Origin of the sequence: Stenotrophomonas sp. TWI587 (genome assembly GCF_039674145.1) — a bacterium.
GTDB classification, from domain to species: domain Bacteria; phylum Pseudomonadota; class Gammaproteobacteria; order Xanthomonadales; family Xanthomonadaceae; genus Stenotrophomonas; species Stenotrophomonas maltophilia_AY.
Genome location: NZ_JBDJMW010000001.1, coordinates 52,894 through 70,258, shown reverse-complemented (window position 1 = coordinate 70,258; position 17,365 = coordinate 52,894). Strand labels below are relative to the sequence as shown.

The window sequence follows — 17,365 nt, the reverse complement described above, 5'->3', positions numbered from 1 at the left end:
CACCCGCGCTACCCTGTTCTCCCTTTCCCTGCTTGCGGCCCGGTCGGCTGGACCGGCGGCCGCCGGACGCAATGACCGCACTCGCACAACGCGACTTCACCCTCACCCCGGAAGACAACGAGCGCCTGGCCAACATGGCCGGTCCGTTCGACGAGCATCTCCGCCAGGTGGAACTCAAACTCGGCGTGGAAATCGCCAACCGTGGCCACGTGTTCCGCGTGACCGGCCCCAAGGCCGTGGTGGCCGATGCGCAGGCCCTGATCGAAGCGCTGTACGCCGAAGCCGGCGACGTGGTGTTCGACAGCCATGCCATCCACCTGCGGCTGAACCAGGCCAACGTGGAGCATGTGGTCGAGCGCGCCTACGAGGCGCAGGAAGTGGCGATCAAGGTCAAGCGCGGCACCGTGCGCGGCCGCGGCGCCAACCAGGCCCGCTACCTGCATCAGATCACCACGCATGACATCAACTTCGGCATCGGCCCGGCCGGTACCGGCAAGACCTTCCTGGCCGTGGCCAGCGCGGTGGAAGCACTCAATGAAGCGCGCGTGCAGCGCCTGATTCTGGTGCGCCCGGCGGTGGAGGCAGGTGAAAAGCTGGGCTTCCTGCCCGGCGATCTGAGCCAGAAAGTGGACCCGTACCTGCGCCCGCTGTACGACGCGCTGTATGAAATGCTGGGCGTGGAGAAGGTGCTCAAGCTGCTGGAGAAGAACGTCATCGAGATCGCGCCGCTGGCCTATATGCGCGGGCGCACGCTCAACGATGCGTACGTGATCCTCGACGAAGCGCAGAACACCACGGTCGAGCAGATGAAGATGTTCCTGACCCGCCTGGGCTTCGGCTCCACGGCCGTGGTCACCGGCGACCTCACCCAGACCGATCTGCCCAAGCACGTGAAGTCCGGCCTGCGCGATGCGATCGACGTGCTGCGTGATGTCGAAGGCGTGAGCTTCACCTTCTTCGAAGCGCGCGACGTGGTCCGCCACCCGCTGGTGGCCCGCATCGTCAGTGCTTACGACCGCCGCGATCTGCAGCAGGTCCAACCCGGAGCGACCCCATGACCCGTGGTCCCGTGCGACTGGACGTCGCGATCAACTATGCCCTGCCCCGCGCCGGGCTGCCCTCGGCGGTGAGCTTCCGCAAGTGGGTGGCCGCCGCCCTGAAGGGCCGCATCCGCGAGGCCGACCTGGCGATCCGCCTGGTCGATGCCAAGGAAGGCCAGTCCTTGAACCGGCATTACCGCGGCAAGGATTACGCGACCAACGTGCTCAGCTTCCCGGCCGAACTGCCGGAGGGCCTGCCCAAGGGCGTGAAGTTCCCGCTGCTGGGTGATCTGGTGATCTGCGCCCCAGTGGTCGCCCGCGAGGCCGACGAGCAGGGCAAGGCACTCAACGCCCACTACGCGCACCTGACCGTGCACGGCGTACTGCACCTGCTCGGCTGGGACCATGAGGACGAGAAGGAAGCCGACGCCATGGAACAGCTCGAGCGTGACATCCTGGCCGAACTGGGCATTGCCGATCCGTATGCCGGCGAGCGCTGAGCGGCCCTGATGGATGGACCTGTTCCGATGACCCCGTTGCGACTTGTCTGCCTGGGCCTGATGGGCGTGCTTTCCGCCCCGGCCTTCGCCGATGCGGCCCCGCTGGATCTGACCGCCCTGATCGAATGCCGCCAGAGCGTTGGCGATTACGATGCGGTCGCCCCGGTGGTGGCCGACCCGCTCAAGGCGGTCGCCAACGGCCTGCAGCCGCTGCCGCAGACCAACCAATTCATGACCGAATTCCGCCTGGCCGCCCCGATCACGGTGTTCGGCGAGCGCGCCGAGTACATCGCGGTGGCCGGAGCCAGCATCATGGCGATCCTGGAGCTGGCCGATCCGCGCCCGCTGGCCAAGCGCCTGGCGCTGGAGGACGGCGTGGATACCCCCGAGAAGTTCATGGCCGGGCGTGAGCTGGTCAGCCGCGATGTCACCGACCCGCGCACCGGCGAGGCCTTGATCGAATCGGTGATCCTGAGCGTGTCCACGGTCAAGACCCACCCCGGCAAGACCCTGGCCGGCTGTACCTACAGCCTGGACCTGCCACCGGAGGAAGACACCCCGCCGCCGGGCGCCGCCCCGGCCCCCGTGCCGGGGGTGAATCCGCCCTCGGCAGGGCGCTGACAGGCGCCCGCATCCTGATAGACTAAATCCAACGCCCGGCACGCCGGGTGCCTTTTTTTCCAGAGATGTCTGAAGACGACAGTAGTAGCTCCACCCAGGAGCACAATGAAAAGAAGCGCAGCTGGCTCGAACGCCTGACCTCTGCCTTCTCCGGCGAACCCCACACCCGCGACGAGCTGGTGGCGGTACTGCACACCGCGCACGAAGACGGCCTCATTGCCGCTGACACGCTGCGCATGATGGAAGGCGCCATTTCGGTGGCCGAGCTCACCGTCGGCGACGTGATGATCTCGCGCTCGCAGATGGTCTCCCTGCCGGTCGAAGCTCCCTTCCTTGACCTGATGAAGCAGGTGGTCGAATCCGGCCATTCGCGCTTCCCGGTGCATGGCGACAACAAGGACGACATCCTCGGCATCCTGCTGGCCAAGGATCTGCTGCGCGGCGTGGTGGCCGACAACGGGCCGGCCAACATCCGCGAGCTGCTGCGTCCGGCGGTGCTGATCCCCGAGGCCAAGAAGCTCAACGTGCTGCTGAAGGAGTTCCGGCTCTCGCGCAACCACATGGCCATCGTGGTCGATGAGTACGGCGGTGTCGCCGGGCTGGTCACCATCGAAGACGTGCTGGAGCAGATCGTCGGCGAGATCGACGACGAGCACGACGAGGCCGAGGACCACACCTCGCAGATCGCGATCCAGGCCGACGGCCAGTACGTGGTCGATGCATTGACCGCGATCGAGGATTTCAACGAGCGCTTCGGCGCGACGTTCCCGGACGATGATTACGACACCATCGGTGGCCTGGTCACCGAGGCGATCGGGCACCTGCCCGAAACGGGCGACGAGCTCACCCTGGACCGCTTCGTGTTCCGGGTCGCGCGTGCCGATGCCCGCCGCGTGCAGGCGTTCCATGTGACCGTGCTGCCGCCCGACACCCACAACGAGGATTGACCCACGCCATGCGGCCCCCTTTGAATCGGTGGTCGCTGTGCCGCCTGTTGTTCGTGTTGTCGCTGCTTGCGATGGCCAGCCTGTCTTTCGGGGCGCTGGCCGCGCAGGACGCCGCGCCCGTCACTGCCGCCCAGGCACCCACGGCCGAGGCACCGCGGATCGGCGTGGTCACCATGCAGCCGGGCGAGATCTTCTTCGAGCGCTTCGGGCATGACGCACTGGTGGTGGTCGATCCGGTCACCGGTAACGCCACCTCCTACAACTTCGGTTACTTCGACCCGAGCGAGTCCGATTTCATCGGCAACTTCGTGCGCGGCGACATGATGTATTACCTGGTCGCGTTGCCGCTCGGACAGGACCTGTCGTACTACCAGGAGAGCGGCCGCGGCGCGAGCGTGCAGTGGCTGGACCTGACGCCCGCGCAGGCGCGCGCCCTGGCTGAATCACTGGCCGAGCGCGCCAAGCCGGAAAATGCGCGTTACCACTACGATTACTACACCGCCAACTGCGCCACCATGGTCCGCGATGCGATCGATGGCGCGCTCGGCGGCGCGCTGCATTCGCAGCTCTCCGGCCGCTCGCGTGGCAACACCTACCGCAGCGAATCGGTGCGCCTGGCCTCGCCGTCGCCGTGGATGTGGCTGGGCTTCGATATCGGCCTGGGCCCGTTCGCCGATCAGCCGCTGTCACGCTGGCAGGAGGCGTTCGTGCCGATGCGTCTGGCCGATGCGCTGCGCCAGGTGCGCAACAGTGAAGGCCGCCCGCTGGTGCAGGCCGAGCAGGAACTGCTGCCCCACCGGATCGCTTCGGAACCCACCGAGTCTCCCCGCAGCTGGTGGCCGTGGCTGCTGTGCGGCCTGGTCGTCGCCGCCGGTGTGGTCGCACTGCGCCGCCGGCGTCGGCTGCTCGGCGGCCTCGCGCTGCCGTTCTGGCTGTTCTGCGGCATTGGCGGTGCGCTGCTGACCTACCTGTGGGGCTTCAGCGCCCACCAGGCCGCCTGGGCCAACCGCAACCTGCTGCAGCTCTCGCCGCTGTGCCTGCTGCTCCTGCCCGGCGCGATCACGCTGCTGCGTGGCCGCGTGGCACGCGCGTGGTTCGGCGTCGTGTTGTGCGCGGTGGCCGGGCTGTCACTGCTCGGCCTGGTGCTGCACTGGCTCACGCTGCAGGCGCAGTACAACCTGCAGTGGATCGTGCTGCTGCTGCCGATCCATGTCGCGCTGGCGTGGGCGCTCGCCCGCCGTGACCTGCCCGTCACGGGCCGCTGACGCACGATGCCCGCCATGGATACCGTCACACTCGAAAATCCCGCCTGCGTCATCAACTGCGTTCACTACGATGACCAGGGCAAGCGCCACGACATCAGCCTGGATGCGATCAGTGATGTGATCGCCAGCGACAACGGCTTCGTCTGGGTGGGCCTCTACGAGCCCCAGGACAGCGTGCTGCTGAAGCTGCAGGAAGAATTCGGCCTGCATTCACTGGCCATCGAAGACGCGCGCAACGCCCATCAACGGCCCAAGGTGGAGGCATACGGCAACTCGCTGTTCGTGGTGGTGACCACTGCGCAGATGGTGGACGAGCGCATCCAGTACGGCGAGACACATGCCTTCCTCGGGCCACGCTTTCTGGTCACGGTGCGCCATGGCGCATCGTTGTCCTACGCCGCGCCGCGCGCCCGCGTGGAGCGTGAGCCCGAGCTGCTGCGCACGATGGGACCGTCGTACTGCCTGTACGCGGTGCTGGATTTCGTGGTCGACAACTACCTGCCGATCACCCAGCGCTACCGCGACACGCTGGAGCTGCTGGAAAAGGACATCTTCTCCGACAACTACAAACGCCACACCGTGGTGCGGCTCTACGAGCTCAAGCGCGAGCTCAACAAGATGCGCATGGCGGTTGCGCCGCTGCAGGACATGCTCTCGCAGATCAAGCGCTACCAGGGCGACCTGGTGCCGGACGAAGTGAAGCTGTACCTGCGCGACGTGCACGACCACGCCGTGCGGATCAGCGATGTGATCGACACCCTGCGCGAGATGTTGGGCACTGCGTTGAGCGTGAACCTGTCGCTGGTGACCCTGGCCCAGGGCGAGACGGTGAAGCGACTGGGTGCGTGGGCTGCGCTGCTGGCCGCCCCGACCTTGATCACCAGCTGGTATGGCATGAACTTCACCCACATGCCCGAGCTGGACAAGCCCTGGGCCTATCCGGCGATGATCATCGGCGTGGGTGCGGTGTGCGTGGGGCTGTACCGCCTGTTCAAGCGGGCGCGCTGGTTGTAGGTAGCGCGGCTGCGCAAACCGCGCGCCCCGGCTCACCATCACCACACCCCCGCGCCTGTCGACGCGCCCCCTTGAACTCCAAGGGGGCTATCGCTCCAGACGCAATCAAGCCACGTAAACGGTCTTGATGTTCATGAACTCATGGATGCCGTGCTCGGCCAGCTCTCGACCGAAACCGGAGCGCTTGCTGCCGCCGAACGGCAGGCGAACGTCACTCTTGACGATGGCGTTGACGAAGGCGGCGCCGCATTCGAGCTGCTGGGCGATGGCTTCGCCCCGCGCCGCATCGGTCGCCCATACGCTGCCCCCGAGGCCGAAGGTGGTGTCGTTGGCCACGCGCAGCGCTTCGGCATCGTCGCGGACGCGCAGGATCGCGGCGGCCGGGCCGAACAGTTCTTCGTCGTAGGCCGGCATGCCGGGGGTGACGTTGTCCAGGATGGTCGCCGGGTAGCCTGCATGCGAGCCGGCCACCGGCTCACCGCCGAGCAGCAGCGTGGCGCCCTTGGCGATGCTGTCCTCCACCTGCTTGTGCAGCTCGTCGCGCAGGTCCGCGCGCGCCATCGGGGCAAGCGTGGTTTTTTCGTCCTGCGGATCACCGTAGACGCGCTTGCCGGCGGCAGCGACGAACTTCTCCACGAACGCATCAGCGATCGCATCGACCACGATGAAACGCTTGGCGGCGATGCAGGTCTGGCCACTGTTGTCGAAGCGCGACTTCACTGCGGCAGCCACGGTCTTCTCGAGATCGGCATCGTCCAGCACCACGAAGGCGTCACTGCCGCCCAGCTCCATCACGCATTTCTTGAGCTGGTCACCGGCATTGGCGGCGATGGATCGCCCGGCGCGCTCGCTGCCGGTCAGCGTGACCGCCTTGACCCGCTTGTCGCGCAGCACGTCCGCTGCCTGGTCGTTGTCGATGTGCAGCACATCGAACACGCCCTCGGGCAGGCCGCCGTCGCGGCACACCGCCAGGATCAGATCGGCGCATTGCGGCACGTTGCTGGCGTGCTTGAGCAGGGCCACGTTGCCGGCCATGAACGCTGGTGCGAGGAAGCGGAACACCTGCCAGATCGGGAAGTTCCACGGCATCACCGCAAACACGCAGCCGATCGGCTCGTAGCGCACGTAGCTGCGCTGGGCCTCGGTATCGATCAGCTGCGGCTTGAGGTAATCCGCCGCATGGTCGGCGTAGAACTCGCAGGCCTCGGCGCATTTCTCGATCTCGCCCAGTGCCTCCACCTTGAGCTTGCCCATCTCGGTGGTCATCGCGTGCTGGATATCGCCCTTGCGCTGGCGCAACTGGCCGGCGATGGCGCGCAGGATCGCCCCGCGCTCCTGCAGCGAGCGTGCCGCCCAGGCCGGGAAGGCCTCTGCGGCAGCAGCCAGGCGCTGCTCGACCCCCTCGGCGGTGAGCAGTTCATGGCGATACGTGACCTGGCCGGTCGCGGGATTGATGATGTCAGTGGTCATCGCGGGTCTCCTAAAGTCAGACCCGCAGTGTGCGCCCGGCGCCGTGAGCCGGATGTTGCCGGATCGCGATGACGTTCAGCTGGGGTCCTGCAGCGCCATCTGCATGTCGCGCTGGCGACGCTTTTCCGAGCGGGCGGTGATGTACCAGCCCACCACCGCCGCGATCGACACCGCCAGCACCATCAAGGTGGCCAGTGCATTGATCTCCGGCTTGATGCCCATCCGCACCGAAGAGAACACCTTCATCGGCAAGGTCGTCGAGTTCGGACCGGCCACGAAGCTGGCGATCACTACGTCATCCAGCGACAGCGTGAACGCCAGCAGCCAGCCGGCCACCAGCGCCGGGGCGATGATCGGCAGGGTGATCTGGAAGAACACTTTGAGCCGGCTCGCGCCGAGGTCCATCGCGGCCTCTTCCAGCGAACGGTCCAGCTCCTGCAGGCGCGAAGACACCACCACCGTCACGAAGGACAAGGTGAAGGTGACATGCGCGATCCAGATGCTGGTCACACCGCGGCTGGGGAAGCCGGGAATGCCGCCCATCGCCACCAGCAGGGTCATCAGCGAGAAGCCCAGGATCACTTCGGGCATCACCAGCGGCGCGGTGATCAACGCACCGAACACGGTCTTGCCCGGGAAGCGGCGCATGCGGGTCATCACCATCGCCGCCATCGTGCCGAGCACCGTGGCGGCGCAGGCGGTCCAGAACGCGACCTTGAGGCTGATCCACAGCGCATCCAGGATCTGCCGGTTGTTGAACAGCTCGCCGTACCAGCGCGTGGAGAAGCCCGACCATACCGTGGCCAGCTTGGAGGCGTTGAAGGAGTAGACCATCAACAACAGGATCGGCAGGTACAGGAAGGCGAACCCCAGCCCGAGCAGGCTCCAGCCCAGCCAGCGGTTGCTGCGCACCATGCTCATGCCAGCTTTCCTTCCAGCTCGCGCTGCTGCATGCGGTTGAACAGCAGGATCGGCACCAGCAACAGGGCCAGCATCACGATCGCCACTGCCGAGGCCGTGGGCCAGTCGCGGTTGTTGAAGAACTCGCCCCACAGCACGCGACCGATCATCAGCGTGTCCGGCCCGCCGAGCATTTCCGGAATCACGAATTCACCCACGGCCGGGATCATCACCAGCATGCAGCCGGCGATGATGCCGGTGCGCGAGAGCGGCAGCGTGATCCGCACGAAGGCCTGCCAGGGCTTGGCACCGAGGTCGTACGCGGCTTCAAGCAGGCGGTTGTCCAGCTTGACCAGGTTGGCGTACAGCGGCAGCACCATGAACGGCAGGTAGCAGTACACGATGCCGATGTAGGCTGCGGTCGGGGTGTACAGGATCTGCAGCGGCGCATCGATCAGGCCGAGCTTGAGCAGCAGCTGGTTGAGCAGGCCGTTGCGGTCCAGGATGCCGATCCACGCATACACGCGGATCAGGAACGAGGTCCACGAGGGCAGCACCACCAGCATCATGGCCACGTTGCGCGCGGCCGGGCTCATCCGCGAGATCACATACGCCATCGGATAGCCGATCAGCAGCGTGAGCAGGGTCGAGATCACCGCGATCTTGATCGAGCTGAGGTACGCCAGGATGTACTGGTTGTCGTTGACCAGGGCGGCATAGCTGCCGAGGTTGAGCTTGAGCGAGAAGGCGCCATCCACGTACTCCAGCAGCCACGTGTACGGCGGCGAGCCGACCTGGGTGCGCGCGAAGGAGATCATCAGGATGATCACGAACGGCACCGCGAAGAACAGCAGCAGCCACAGGTACGGCGCGGCGATCACGCCGGCGCGCGTGCCCGGGAGCCAGCGCTTCCAGCCGATCGCGCTCATGAGGTCAGCACCACGCCGTCGTTGTCGCGCCAGTGCACCCAGACGGTGTCACCCCAGGTCAGGCCATCGCTGGCCCAGCGCTGCGAGTTGGCGAAGTTGGACAGCACCTTGGCCCCGCTCGGCAGACGTACATGGAACACCGAGTGGCTGCCGAAGTACGCGATCTCTTCGATCACGCCCTGTGCCTTGTTGGTGTCCCCGGCCGGCTCGTCCTTGCCGATCATCACCTTCTCCGGACGCAGCGCGAACGCCACCGGCTGGCCTTCATAGCCGGTGATGCCGTGGGCAACATAGATCGGCGCGGGGAACAGCGGCGTGCGCACGGTGACGTACTCGGGCAGGTCTTCGTCGAGCACGCCGTCGAACAGGTTCACCGAGCCGATGAACTCGGCCACGAACCGGTTGGCCGGCTGTTCGTAGATTTCATCCGGCTTGCCGACCTGCTGGATCCAGCCGGCATCCATCACCGCGATCCGGGTGGCCATGGTCATGGCTTCTTCCTGATCGTGGGTGACCATCACGCAGGTCACCCCGGTGGTCTCGATGATGTTGACCAGCTCCAGCTGCATCTGCGAGCGCAGCTTCTTGTCCAGCGCGCCCATCGGCTCATCCAGCAGCAGCAGCTTCGGGCCCTTGGCCAGCGACCGCGCCAGCGCCACGCGCTGCTGCTGGCCACCGGAGAGCTGGTGCGGCTTGCGCTTGGCCAGCTTGGTCAACTGCACCAGCTCCAGCATTTCGCCGACGCGGCGATTGATCGCATCGCGGGCCATGCCGTCCTGCTTCAGGCCGAAGGCAATGTTCTGCTCCACCGTCATGTGCGGGAACAGCGCATAGGACTGGAACATCATGTTGATCGGGCGCTGGTACGGGGGCAGCGCGTTGATGCGCTGGCCGTCCAGATCGATGGTGCCTTGGGTGGGGGTCTCGAAGCCGCCCAGGCAGCGCAGCAGCGTGGACTTGCCACTGCCCGAGCCACCCAGCAGCGCAAAGATTTCGCCCTTGCGCACATCCAGGGTGACGTCATCGAGCGCGACGAAGCCGTCGAACTCCTTGCGCAGCGCGCGGATGGACAGGTAGCCCGGTTCCAGGACCGGGAGCACCGCGCCTTCCGGCTTGGCTTCAAATGGCATGGTCAGCGGCTCCGGGAGCGGCGGCGGGACGGGGGAAGAATGCCATTTTACCGGTGGTGGCCGCGTCATGTCCTACCCCCTGAAACGACGACGCCGGCACGAGGCCGGCGTCGCAGAGGCGGTCAACGCCCGGTTTTCACCTCGGTCCACAGCCGGGTGTAGAGCTTGTCCACCTCGGGCGTGTTGATCGAGTAAGTGAACATCTTGGCCGCCACATCGGCCGGCGGGTAGATGGTCGGATCGGTGCGGATCGCCTCGTCCACCAGCGGCGTGGCCGTGGTCACCGGGTTGGCGTAGTGGATGAAGTTTGTATTGGCCGCGGCGACCTTCGGCTCCAGCAGGTAGTTGATGAATGCGTAGGCCGCCTCCGGGTGCTTGGCATCCTTGGGGATGGCCAGCATGTCGAACCACTGCGGGGCGCCTTCGCGCGGGATCGAGTACGCCACGGTCACGCCGTTGGAGGCCTCGGCCGCACGGTCGCGGGCCTGGATGATGTCACCGGACCAGCCCACCACCAGGCAGGTGCCACCGTTGGCCAGCGAGCCCACGTACTGCGAGGAGTGGAAATTCTGCACATACGGGCGGATCGTCTTGAGCAGCGCGGCGGCCTTCTCCAGCGTGGCCGGGTCCTGGCTGTGCGGATCTTCGCCCAGGTAGTGCAGCGCGATCGGGATCATGTCCGACGGCGTATCCAGGATGGTGATCCCGCAGTCCTTCATCTTGGCGATGTTTTCGGGCTTGAAGATCAGATCCCAGCTGTTGGCGATGTCGGTGCTGCCACCAAAGCGCTGTTTGAGCAGCTCCACGTTGTAGCCGATGCCGGTGGTGCCGATCATGTACGGCACACCGTATTCGTTGCCCGGATCCTGCTGTGCGATGCGCTGCATCACGCTCGGGTCGAGATTGGCCAGGTTCGGGATCTTGCTCTTGTCCAGCGGCAGGAACACACCGGCCTTGATCTGGCGGCCGAAGAAGTTCAGCGTCGGCACGACCACGTCGTAGCCGCTGTTGCCGGCCAGCAATTTGGTCTCCACCATCTCATCGCTGTCGAACACGTCATAGGTCACCTTGGTGCCGGTGGCCTTTTCGAAATTCGGGATGGTGTCTTCAGCGATGTAGTCGCTGTAGTTGTAGACGTTCAGCACCTTCGCGTCGTCCTGCTTGTCACCGCCGCCACAGGCGGTCAGCACGGATACGGCAATGCCGAGGGTGAGGATTCGCAGCTTCATCGGACTCTCCACAGGTCAGGTGCGAGTTGGGGGGGAACCGGCCAGACCGGCGCAACGGGTGCCAGCCTACCGGGCATGCCCCCATTTTCCCAGCACACGGCCCTCACGGCCATGCCGAAGGTGGCGCCCGGGGTCAGACGTTGAGCAGCAGGAACTCGCGCTCCCAGGAACTGATCACCCGGAAGAACGTCTCGTATTCCTTGCGCTTGACCGACACATAGGCGCGGCAGAAGCGCTCGCCCAGCATCTCGCGCAGTTCCGGGCAGCCTTCCAGCCCGTCCAGCGCCTCGCCCAGCGAGCGTGGCAGGTCATAGCCCAGCTCCTTGGCGCTGCCACTGATCGGCGCGGTCGGGGAGGCCTGCTCGCGGATGCCGAGCAGCCCGGCGGCCAGGGTCGCGGCGATCGCCAGGTAGGGGTTGGCATCCGAGCCGGCGAACCGGCTTTCCACCCGCATGTTCTCCGGCGTATCCAGCGGCACGCGCAGCCCGCAGGTGCGGTTGTCGAAGCCCCAGTGGACATTACTGGGTGAAACCTCGCCGAACATCAGCCGGCGGTAGGAGTTCACGTTCGGCGCGAAGAACGCCATCGCCGCCGGCACGTACTTCTGCAGGCCAGCCAGGTAATGCCCGAACAACGGGCTGAAATCCTCACCGCCATGCTCGCCGGTGAACACATTGCTGCCATCGCTGATCCGCAGCAGACTCTGGTGGATGTGCATCGCACTGCCCGGCTCGTTCTCCATCGGCTTGGCCAGGAAGGTGGCATAGATCCCGTGGCGCATCGCCGACTCGCGCATCGTGCGCTTGAACAGGAACACCTGGTCGGCCAGATCCATCGCATTGGCGTGGGTGAAATTGACCTCCAGCTGGGCCGCGCCGGATTCGTGGATGAGCGTGTCCACGTCCAGCTTCATCGCATCGCAGTAGTCGTACATCAGATCGAGGATCGGATCGAACTCGTTCACCGCATCGATGGAATACGACTGACGCGCGGTTTCAGGGCGTCCGGAGCGGCCCGCCGGCGGCAGCAGCGGGAAATCCGGGTCGGTGTTCTTCTGGACCAGGAAGAACTCCAGCTCCGGTGCCACCACCGGGCGCAGGCCCAGTTCGGCATAGGCATTGAGCACCCGCCGCAGCACGTTGCGCGGGGCCAGCTCATGCGGCTCGCCGGTTTTGGTGAAACAGTCATGGATGACCTGCGCGGTCGGATCGGTCGCCCACGGCACCATGCGAACCGTATCGGCATCCGGGCGCAGGATCATGTCCGAGTCCGACGGTGAGGTCAGCTCGTAGTAGTCGTCCGGGAATTCGCCGGTGACCGTGGTGGCGAAGATCCCCTCCGGCAGGCGCGTGCCGTAATCGTGCGAGAACTTGTCGGCCGGAATGATCTTGCCGCGCGCGTTGCCGGTGATGTCCGGCACCAGGCACTCCACCTCGGTGATACGCCGGTCCTTGAGCCAGCGCAGCAGCGTGCTCTCCTGCGGAACAGGCTTGGGGGCGGCGGCTTTGCGCGAACGCGTTCGGGTGGTCATGACCGGTCTGCTGTAAGAGAGTTGCGGCGACAAGCATCGCCGAAAGCGTGGAAAATGCTGTGATAGAACCGATTGTCGGCCACCCGCCACTCTGGATGCCACTGCACGCCAAGCACGAAACGATGCGCGGTGCTGCGGGCGGCTTCAATCAGGCCATCCTCGGCGACGGCCTCGATCTGCAGGCCCTGGGCCAACCGATCAATGCCCTGCCCGTGCACGGAATTGACCCGGGCGCACGACGCCCCGGCCCAACCGGCCAGCCAACCGCCCTCGGACAGCTTGATCGCATGCGCCGGACCATACTGCACCTCGACCGGTGCATGCGGGTCTTCGCGATGATCGTTCATGCCCGGCACCTCGTGCACGCGCGGATGCAGACTGCCTCCCAGCGCGACGTTCAATTCCTGGAAACCACGGCAGATCGCCAGCACCGGCAGGTCACGCGCCAGCGCTTCATGCAGCAGCGACAGCGCGGTCGCATCGCGCGCCGGATCATGGCGGTTGCCCGGCCAACTGGGCGGCCCGGCATACAGATGCGGTTGGATGTTGCTCACCGCTCCGGTCAACAGCACACCCTGCAGACGGTCCAGCCACTGCGCGGCCGACAATGGCGGCTGCAGGCTGGGCAGCAGCACCGGGGTGACACCGGCCGCCTCGACCAGTGCATGGATGTACTTTTCACCCGCCGCCGCAAAGCGGTGATGACCCAGCATCGTGCTGTCGGTGGGCAGACCGACCCAAGGGGGCGGGACCATGCGTCATGCTCGGATGACCTGCAGCCACGTTACCCCTCCGCGCAGACGTCGCGCAACACGGCGCCACATCGGCCGCGCCTGCCCCTCACACGCAGGCGGCAGCCGCTGCGACAGACTGCACCCTGTCCCGCGCGCCGGTTGCTGGCATTCTCTGTCCATGATTGTTGTCCTGTCCTCTTCCCGCCGGTGCCCGGCATGACCGCTGCCGGCGAGGCGCATGCGCCCAGCTGGTACGCCGACAGCGTGCCTGCCGTTACGTTGCGCGCGCCGCTGAGCGGTGACCTGAAGGCCGATGTCTGTGTGCTCGGCGCCGGCTACACCGGCCTGTCCGCCGCGCTGACCCTGGCCGAGCGTGGCTATCGCGTCGTGCTGCTGGAGGCCCACCGGGTCGGCTGGGGCGCCTCCGGGCGCAACGGTGGCCAAGCCATCGTCGGCTATGGCTGTGAAGTGGACACGCTTGAACACCTGGTCGGCGCCGAGGACGCGCGGACGCTGTTCGAGTTTTCGCGCGACGGCATGCGCCTGCTGCGCGACCGCATCACCCGGCATGAGATCGACTGCGACTGGCGCGACGGCCACGCCAGCGTGCCGATCAAACCCCGTCAGGAGCGCGTGCTGCGCGCCGGGCTGATCGATCTGGCCCAGCGCTACGACTATCCCCTGCAATGGTGGGACCGCTCGCAGTTGCGCGGACAGCTGGACAGCCCGCGCTACCGCGGGGCCATGTTCGACCCTCACAGCGGGCACCTGCATCCCCTGGCTTACGCACAGGGCCTGGCCCGCGCGGCCGAGGGTGCCGGGGCGGTGATCCACGAGCAGTCCCCGGTCCTGCAGTTGATCCGTGGGGCGCGGCCGCAATTGCGCACCGCGCACGGCACGGTAACCGCCGACCATGTGGTGATCGCCGGCAACGCCTGGCTGGAAGGCATCGCGCCGGAGCTGGAATCGCGGATCATGCCGGTCGGCACCTATATCGGCGCCAGTGCGGTGCTCGGGCAGGCGCGGGCACAGTCCCTGATCCGCAATGACATGGCTGTGGCCGATGTCAGCTGGGCGCTGGACTATTTCCGGCTGAGCCGCGACCACCGCCTGCTCTTCGGCGGCCAGGCCAGCTACTCCGCCCTGCCCCCGCCGGGTCTGCGCGGGGTCATGACCCGGCGCATGCGCGCGGTGTTCCCGCAGCTGGCCGATGTGGAGCTGGAGTACGTCTGGGGCGGCTATGTGGACATTACCCGCAATCGGGCCCCGCACTGGGGCCGACTGACGCCGAATGTCTATTTCGCGCAGGGCTTCTCGGGGCACGGTGTCGCTGCTGCGGGCCTGGCGGGCCAGGTGCTGGCCGAAGCCATCGCCGGGCAGGCCGAACGCCTGGATGTGTTTGAACGCATTCCGCACCGGCCGTTCCCTGGGGGACGGATGCTGCGGACGCCGCTGCTGGTGGCGGCGATGTCCTGGTACAAGCTGCGGGACGCGTTGTGGTAACTCGCACTGCAACAACCATCCCGACGACCGAAAGCAGGTAGTGGGCCAAGGTCAGCCACAAAAGCGAGATGAACATCACCATTTCACAGTGATGGCTGGCGCGCAGCTCATTTGACGGTTGGCGCGGGAGCAAACCACCTCGTTACCCGTGCGATTGCATACGCCGGAGTCTGCGGATACTGTCCCTGCTGACGGGGTCCCTGGCTTGGGGATGCCGCCTAACAACCAAAAGCAGGGGGACGTGCATTTGGATTGGTGGAGAAATGGACTTCAGGTGAATCTGCGGATCCGGCCGATCGGACTTGTCATCGCGGCGGTGTATGCCATCGTCTGCTGGGCCGCGCGCCAGGTGTCGCTGGATCAGTTCTACCTGCCTGCTGGTGTCCGTGTTGCCGCATTGCTGCTGTGTCCGCCACGCCTGTGGCCGTACTTGATTCTTGGCGAGTACGCGTACTTTGCACAGATGCGCTACCCGATGGTGGAAAAGTACGGGCTGGCATGGGTCATTCTGGGTTCGGCCTGCCTGATGCCTGCCGTTGCCATGGTCGTGCGCCTGCATCGAAAAGTGATGTCCGCCACGACAGACTTGTGGCTTCTTTCCGTCGCAGCGACCTCTGCCATCGTCGCCACCGTGTTGAAGCTGGGCCTGTCTCACCTGCTTTGGCCAACGCCCCCCACGACACCGGTAGTGTCGAGCGCGGCACGATTCCTGCTTGGCGATTACATCGGCATATTGAGCATTGCGCCCCTCGCGCTGCTCTGGCTCAAGCGGAACGCCCACTACGATTGGCGTGCCTGGTGCCTGCCCCCGACGGTTGCATCGCTGGTATCTCTGCTGCTCCTGGGCATGGCCACCCTGCTAATGCCCGACGAATCCGCAACGGTTACAAACAGCCTGCAGCTGATGATGGTCCTCCCGGTCACGGTACTGACCTGCTTGCACGGCTGGCGGGGTGCGGCTGTCGGGGTGCCAATGCTCACCTTGCTCATCAGCGTAGCGATACCTGCCACGGGACTCCCCGGTTCGTTCGATGCGCGCGCATTTACTACACAGCAGCTCATTGCGCTGGCGGGGACCGCCTTGCTTGCACTGGGGTCGCGGATAACCCATTTTTACCATCAGTATGCCAGCCGGGACCGTGACCGGAAGCAGGCTGTCACCTTGTCCCGAGCTGCGCATATCGCCAGCGAGATGGATCTGCGGGAACGCGCATTGGACCTTCGCCGGATCGCCGATGGCATCGAGTATTCCATCATCGATGCCGTTGAGCTGATGAAGGCAAGCGGCCATCACGAAGCAGCGAACAGACTGTTGCATTCGTCGATGACCCATTCCCGCCAGTTCCGCGAGCAGGCCAGCATGGTATATCCCACCGCCTTGGAACAGGTCGGCCTCTACCTCGCCCTGCAATTGGGCGGTGTGCGTGACGCGTGGGATGCCACCAATCGGATGGGCCACCCACGTTTGGACGGCGACCCCTGCCAGCTGAGCGTGGGTCTCCAGCTGGCCGCCTATCGGACGCTCACCGAGGCGGCATCGCTGCTACTGAAGAACGAGCACGGACAAGTTCGTACGCGTGCACGATGCGGGCTGTTCCGCCAGCAGCGTGGCATCGTGGTGATCGTGGCATTGCTCGACCGCGACCGCCAGCTCTCCGAACAGACAATGACACTGGCAGTGGAGCGACTGACCGCGCGAACCCTGACCTATGGCGGCACAGTGCAGTGCCGGCGCAATCGCATCAGGATGCTGCTTGTAGAAATGCCCGGAAGCACCGCTGATTGCGCCCGACCGGCCCCTCTGGAACTGAGTACGACGCCCCGTTGAGCACGGATCTGCAGGTGGCCGAGGCCACCTGCAGAAAGTCCAGCACATGTCAGTGAGAGCACGGAAAACACGCAGACCTCAATGCATCTGCGCGTGGCGTAGTGAGAGACGTCACTCCGTTCTCCTCAACCTCCATTCCCAGGCAGTTCCACAGACCAGATCGCGTCGGCGCCGTCGCCGTACACCACGAGCGAGAACTCTGGTCGCCGGTAGACCTCGTGCCGCACTGCGTTGGCAGGAAGCGACAACCGTTGTGATGGCAACGAGGTTCGTACGGTTGTCTTGCCCGCTGGCAAGGTGAAGAACTGATCTTCGATTCGGCCAAGAATCACGCGCACCTGCCCGGTCAGATCATTTACCTGGTAGTAGCGGATTCCATCACGCTCGAATCCAAAAACCAGCCAGTTCGGGTCCTGACTGAGATTGGCTGCAACGGGGTTTGAATCCCCCATGCCACTTTTCGCCATGGTCACCCCGTTACCGTCACTCGGGCAGCAACCCGCAGCTGCCACCAGCGGCATCGATGACAAAGCCACAACCAACACCACACCTCGAATGCGTGAAATTCGCACAGGCACCTCCAGAATGGAAAGAATGGACTGCTTCCAAGCGATTCAACCTCCGGTGCACTTACTCGTACTGAAGGGTTCTGTCGCATCAGCACAGAAAATGCATCGACACGCAGCAACGCTCACATGCCCCCCCGGAAATGAATCGCTCCACC

Annotated in this window: 16 protein-coding genes; 8 read left to right on the top strand and 8 right to left on the bottom strand. The window is 65.4% G+C overall.

The window, feature by feature from the left end:
* Nucleotides 1–71: 71 nt before the first annotated feature.
* The 6 genes from ABE464_RS00315 (at nucleotide 72) to ABE464_RS00290 (ending at nucleotide 5,387) form a co-directional block, all read left to right on the top strand.
* Nucleotides 72–1,058, top strand: a complete 987-nt coding sequence (locus tag ABE464_RS00315) for a PhoH family protein (protein ID WP_088433024.1) — start codon at nucleotides 72–74, stop codon at nucleotides 1,056–1,058.
* Nucleotides 1,055–1,540, top strand: a complete 486-nt coding sequence (gene ybeY, locus ABE464_RS00310; protein WP_019185849.1) for an rRNA maturation RNase YbeY — start codon at nucleotides 1,055–1,057, stop codon at nucleotides 1,538–1,540. The genes ABE464_RS00315 and ybeY overlap by 4 nt, the downstream gene beginning before the upstream one ends.
* A gap of 27 nt (nucleotides 1,541–1,567) precedes the next feature.
* Nucleotides 1,568–2,161, top strand: coding sequence for a hypothetical protein (locus tag ABE464_RS00305; protein WP_346470266.1), 594 nt, complete (start codon nucleotides 1,568–1,570; stop codon nucleotides 2,159–2,161).
* Nucleotides 2,162–2,226: 65 nt separating this feature from the next.
* Entirely contained in the window at nucleotides 2,227–3,108 is an 882-nt protein-coding gene (locus ABE464_RS00300) for a transporter associated domain-containing protein (protein WP_346470265.1), read from the top strand.
* Nucleotides 3,109–3,116: 8 nt separating this feature from the next.
* The gene (locus ABE464_RS00295; protein ID WP_346470264.1) at nucleotides 3,117–4,373 is read left to right on the top strand and encodes a DUF4105 domain-containing protein; all 1,257 of its coding nucleotides are present in this window, start codon (nucleotides 3,117–3,119) and stop codon (nucleotides 4,371–4,373) included.
* Nucleotides 4,374–4,388: 15 nt separating this feature from the next.
* On the top strand, nucleotides 4,389–5,387 hold the full coding sequence (locus ABE464_RS00290) for a magnesium and cobalt transport protein CorA (RefSeq protein ID WP_346470263.1): 999 nt from the start codon (nucleotides 4,389–4,391) through the stop codon (nucleotides 5,385–5,387).
* 105 nt (nucleotides 5,388–5,492) lie between these two features.
* Here ABE464_RS00290 and ABE464_RS00285 read toward each other — a convergent pair whose 3' ends face one another.
* The 7 genes from ABE464_RS00285 to ABE464_RS00255 form a co-directional block, all read right to left on the bottom strand.
* Nucleotides 5,493–6,857, bottom strand: a complete 1,365-nt coding sequence (locus tag ABE464_RS00285; RefSeq protein ID WP_346470262.1) for an NAD-dependent succinate-semialdehyde dehydrogenase — start codon at nucleotides 6,855–6,857, stop codon at nucleotides 5,493–5,495.
* 75 nt (nucleotides 6,858–6,932) lie between these two features.
* Entirely contained in the window at nucleotides 6,933–7,778 is an 846-nt protein-coding gene (locus tag ABE464_RS00280; protein WP_346470261.1) for an ABC transporter permease subunit, read from the bottom strand.
* On the bottom strand, nucleotides 7,775–8,686 hold the full coding sequence (locus ABE464_RS00275) for an ABC transporter permease subunit (protein ID WP_346470260.1): 912 nt from the start codon (nucleotides 8,684–8,686) through the stop codon (nucleotides 7,775–7,777). The genes ABE464_RS00280 and ABE464_RS00275 overlap by 4 nt, the downstream gene beginning before the upstream one ends.
* The gene (gene potA, locus ABE464_RS00270; RefSeq protein ID WP_019185858.1) at nucleotides 8,683–9,816 is read right to left on the bottom strand and encodes a polyamine ABC transporter ATP-binding protein; all 1,134 of its coding nucleotides are present in this window, start codon (nucleotides 9,814–9,816) and stop codon (nucleotides 8,683–8,685) included. Before potA ends, ABE464_RS00275 begins: the two co-directional genes overlap by 4 nt.
* A gap of 122 nt (nucleotides 9,817–9,938) precedes the next feature.
* Nucleotides 9,939–11,045 (bottom strand): polyamine ABC transporter substrate-binding protein, encoded by a 1,107-nt coding sequence (locus tag ABE464_RS00265; protein ID WP_123728826.1) that lies wholly within the window; start codon nucleotides 11,043–11,045, stop codon nucleotides 9,939–9,941.
* Between the two features lie 133 nt (nucleotides 11,046–11,178).
* Nucleotides 11,179–12,576, bottom strand: a complete 1,398-nt coding sequence (locus ABE464_RS00260; RefSeq protein ID WP_346470259.1) for a glutamine synthetase family protein — start codon at nucleotides 12,574–12,576, stop codon at nucleotides 11,179–11,181.
* On the bottom strand, nucleotides 12,573–13,331 hold the full coding sequence (locus tag ABE464_RS00255) for a gamma-glutamyl-gamma-aminobutyrate hydrolase family protein (protein ID WP_346470258.1): 759 nt from the start codon (nucleotides 13,329–13,331) through the stop codon (nucleotides 12,573–12,575). The genes ABE464_RS00260 and ABE464_RS00255 overlap by 4 nt, the downstream gene beginning before the upstream one ends.
* Nucleotides 13,332–13,526: 195 nt before the next feature.
* On the opposite strand from ABE464_RS00255, the gene ABE464_RS00250 reads away from it, so the two are divergent.
* Both ABE464_RS00250 and ABE464_RS00245 read left to right on the top strand, forming a co-directional pair.
* Nucleotides 13,527–14,813 carry an FAD-binding oxidoreductase gene (locus ABE464_RS00250; RefSeq protein ID WP_346470257.1) on the top strand — a complete coding sequence of 429 codons (1,287 nt, stop codon included), beginning with the start codon at nucleotides 13,527–13,529 and terminating at the stop codon, nucleotides 14,811–14,813.
* Between the two features lie 274 nt (nucleotides 14,814–15,087).
* Nucleotides 15,088–16,641 (top strand): MASE1 domain-containing protein, encoded by a 1,554-nt coding sequence (locus ABE464_RS00245; protein WP_346470256.1) that lies wholly within the window; start codon nucleotides 15,088–15,090, stop codon nucleotides 16,639–16,641.
* A 125-nt stretch (nucleotides 16,642–16,766) separates the two neighbouring features.
* Here ABE464_RS00245 and ABE464_RS00240 read toward each other — a convergent pair whose 3' ends face one another.
* Complete coding sequence (locus tag ABE464_RS00240; RefSeq protein WP_346470255.1) at nucleotides 16,767–17,213, bottom strand: hypothetical protein; 447 nt, start codon at nucleotides 17,211–17,213, stop codon at nucleotides 16,767–16,769.
* Nucleotides 17,214–17,365 lie beyond the last annotated feature (152 nt).

Excerpts from the sequence above, each read along its gene's own strand:
- ABE464_RS00255 (WP_346470258.1), bottom strand. The coding sequence starts at position 13,331 with ATGGTCCCGCCCCCTTGGGTCGGTCTGCCCACCGACAGCACGATGCTG.
- ABE464_RS00305 (WP_346470266.1), top strand. The coding sequence starts at position 1,568 with ATGACCCCGTTGCGACTTGTCTGCCTGGGCCTGATGGGCGTGCTTTCC.
- ybeY (WP_019185849.1), top strand. The coding sequence starts at position 1,055 with ATGACCCGTGGTCCCGTGCGACTGGACGTCGCGATCAACTATGCCCTG.
- ABE464_RS00290 (WP_346470263.1), top strand. The coding sequence starts at position 4,389 with ATGGATACCGTCACACTCGAAAATCCCGCCTGCGTCATCAACTGCGTT.
- ABE464_RS00280 (WP_346470261.1), bottom strand. The coding sequence starts at position 7,778 with ATGAGCATGGTGCGCAGCAACCGCTGGCTGGGCTGGAGCCTGCTCGGG.
- ABE464_RS00285 (WP_346470262.1), bottom strand. The coding sequence starts at position 6,857 with ATGACCACTGACATCATCAATCCCGCGACCGGCCAGGTCACGTATCGC.
- potA (WP_019185858.1), bottom strand. The coding sequence starts at position 9,816 with ATGCCATTTGAAGCCAAGCCGGAAGGCGCGGTGCTCCCGGTCCTGGAA.
- ABE464_RS00295 (WP_346470264.1), top strand. The coding sequence starts at position 3,117 with ATGCGGCCCCCTTTGAATCGGTGGTCGCTGTGCCGCCTGTTGTTCGTG.
- ABE464_RS00260 (WP_346470259.1), bottom strand. The coding sequence starts at position 12,576 with ATGACCACCCGAACGCGTTCGCGCAAAGCCGCCGCCCCCAAGCCTGTT.
- ABE464_RS00265 (WP_123728826.1), bottom strand. The coding sequence starts at position 11,045 with ATGAAGCTGCGAATCCTCACCCTCGGCATTGCCGTATCCGTGCTGACC.
- ABE464_RS00315 (WP_088433024.1), top strand. The coding sequence starts at position 72 with ATGACCGCACTCGCACAACGCGACTTCACCCTCACCCCGGAAGACAAC.
- ABE464_RS00275 (WP_346470260.1), bottom strand. The coding sequence starts at position 8,686 with ATGAGCGCGATCGGCTGGAAGCGCTGGCTCCCGGGCACGCGCGCCGGC.
- ABE464_RS00300 (WP_346470265.1), top strand. The coding sequence starts at position 2,227 with ATGTCTGAAGACGACAGTAGTAGCTCCACCCAGGAGCACAATGAAAAG.
- ABE464_RS00250 (WP_346470257.1), top strand. The coding sequence starts at position 13,527 with ATGACCGCTGCCGGCGAGGCGCATGCGCCCAGCTGGTACGCCGACAGC.